The sequence below is a fragment of the Sphingomonas sp. Ag1 genome, assembly GCF_000980895.1.
GTDB classification, from domain to species: Bacteria; Pseudomonadota; Alphaproteobacteria; order Sphingomonadales; family Sphingomonadaceae; genus Sphingomonas; species Sphingomonas panaciterrae.
This window is the reverse complement of record NZ_LAZX01000027.1, coordinates 1-1,947: the sequence shown is the minus strand read 5'-3', so window position 1 is coordinate 1,947 and position 1,947 is coordinate 1. Positions and strand designations below refer to the sequence as shown.

At 52.9% G+C, this 1,947-nt stretch carries 2 protein-coding genes; one reads left to right on the top strand and one right to left on the bottom strand.

Features of this window, described 5'->3' with window-relative positions:
* Positions 1 to 205: 205 nt before the first annotated feature.
* On the bottom strand, positions 206 to 1,240 hold the full coding sequence (locus XM50_RS18965) for an endonuclease domain-containing protein (protein WP_082102577.1): 1,035 nt from the start codon (positions 1,238 to 1,240) through the stop codon (positions 206 to 208).
* A 170-nt stretch (positions 1,241 to 1,410) separates the two neighbouring features.
* Between XM50_RS18965 and XM50_RS00235 the strand changes: the two genes are divergently transcribed.
* A partial coding sequence (locus XM50_RS00235) for a hypothetical protein (protein WP_156167014.1) occupies positions 1,411 to 1,947 on the top strand: 537 nt, incomplete at its 3' end.

Sequence of the window (1,947 nt, the reverse complement as noted above, 5' to 3'; positions counted from 1 at the left end):
GGGCATGAACCTCTTCCACAACCTATGGGAAAGCGACATTGAGGTTGTCGGCTTGAAGGCGTGATTGCCGAAAAGCGGACATTCCGCTCACGCCCCCACTGCGGACGTTCGCTCTTGCCGCCGACTTTGCCAGAGTTTGACCAAGCGGTCGCACTATCGACTTCCGAGTATCGAAGAGCCGCGCCGACGGCACGCGTCTAGCGCACTATAACGCGACGAGATGCCACATTTGTGGGCATCCATACTTGTTTAGGTTATCTCGAACCAATGGAGTCAGCCGCTTATCCTTGGAAAGCTTCGTCCGGACCTCCTGCAGCAGCTCGTCTCGCTCTGCATTCATGATAGCGAAACGCTCTCTAATCTCGCTATCTGCGTCCTCATTACCAGTTGCCGGAGGAACCTTGAACTGAGCTACTTTTGCGCCAGTGGAAGCATCTATACCAGAGTCGTGATCTGACTTTTTCATAGCGAGCTTAAGATCGCGATAAAAGCTATCATAATCCTTGCGCATTTCGGCGTCGTCGCCAATTTCATCTTCAATACTAAGCGAAAGCTCCGCGCTTTGTATGGCACTAGTGAGCGCTTTCTTTTCTGCGCTAAATGCTAGATCGGCCTCACTCAATGCCTGCTTGACCACTTTTACACGGTCAATAGTCGAGTCGAGATTAGCAAAGAATTTGCCTGCAGATGACGCTGTTTCACCCAAGCGCTCAAAGCCGCTTTTTTGAACCGGCTGCATGATGACCGGTTTGCCCTTCTCCAACGCCGTGGCGACCCGGTGCACTGCCTCACGAGGATTATTAAAGACTACTTTCGCTGGTATGCGAACCACAGAATAGCCTAGTTCCGTAAAGTAGTTATCTCGCTTTGCGTCGCGCGCCATGGCGGCCTCCGACGAGTGCCACATCGCACCATCAATCTCAATCACTAGCCAATCATTAGCGAGAAAATCTAACCTATAGCGACCCACTTCGACTTGAAAGTCTATTTTCATACCAGAAGATCGCAACGACCCTTCGTCTGGTAAAAGACCGTGCACGTCGATCATAGCTTTAAGAAATTCAACTTCCGCCGGAGACTCACAATGCTCCTCAATTATCGCCTGCCAATCAGGATTGCTAACGACCGCGCGCGGATCGACGCGATACTTTCGCTCCGGTGCGGGTGTCCTGCGTTCAGGCAAAAAATGCGATACTATGAACCATACAACGGCGATGATCAAAAGCGTCGTAAGAAACATTCTTTATCCTATCAATCGAGCGATGCTCGCATACTCATTATATAGGTTCAAGCGCGCGGCCGCTTCCCACCCAATCTCGGACGCTTTCGATCGTGTAAGCTGCTCACGAAAGCCGCCGCCCATTCACCCGCTTAGCCCGCTAAATACCCGACAAGGTATGAGGTGGAGAGTTGCGAAAGGTGTTTCTGGCGGAAGTCACCGCCTATGATCCGGTAGATAGAAAGCTCGTCTCTGTCCGCATGTGCTCGCGTGGGCACGGGCATATCGCTTTTTCCGAGTTTTCTGAAGCTGAATACGTGCCTTGCATCACGGCACCGCCTCGACAGACCGTATCGCTGAACCAAGACGGCATCCCCGGTCAAATTCAGATCGAGTACGGCAATCTCGGTATCTCGTTCTCCAAACAGCTTCGCAACACACATTGGCGTCGATACGATTTCGACGGCTATCCCTGTCGCCTGCTCTACGGCGATGTTGGCGCTCCCTACTCGACTTACGAGCTTGTCCCCGGCTCCAAGCTAGGTTCGCTGGACAATCCAACAGTGGACACAGGCAGCTTTGCCATTCGCGGCCCTGAGGTCGATCTTACCCGCGACATTCTCACGGAGAGCTACGGTGGCGACGGCGGCGCAGATGGTCGCGAGGATCGCAAAAACACCCTGAAGCCATTCGCGATCGGTCAGTTTGAGAATTGGGAAGCGGTTCTC

Coding starts and splice junctions, on each gene's coding strand:
- XM50_RS18965 (WP_082102577.1), bottom strand. CDS start 1,240: ATGTTTCTTACGACGCTTTTGATCATCGCCGTTGTATGGTTCATAGTA.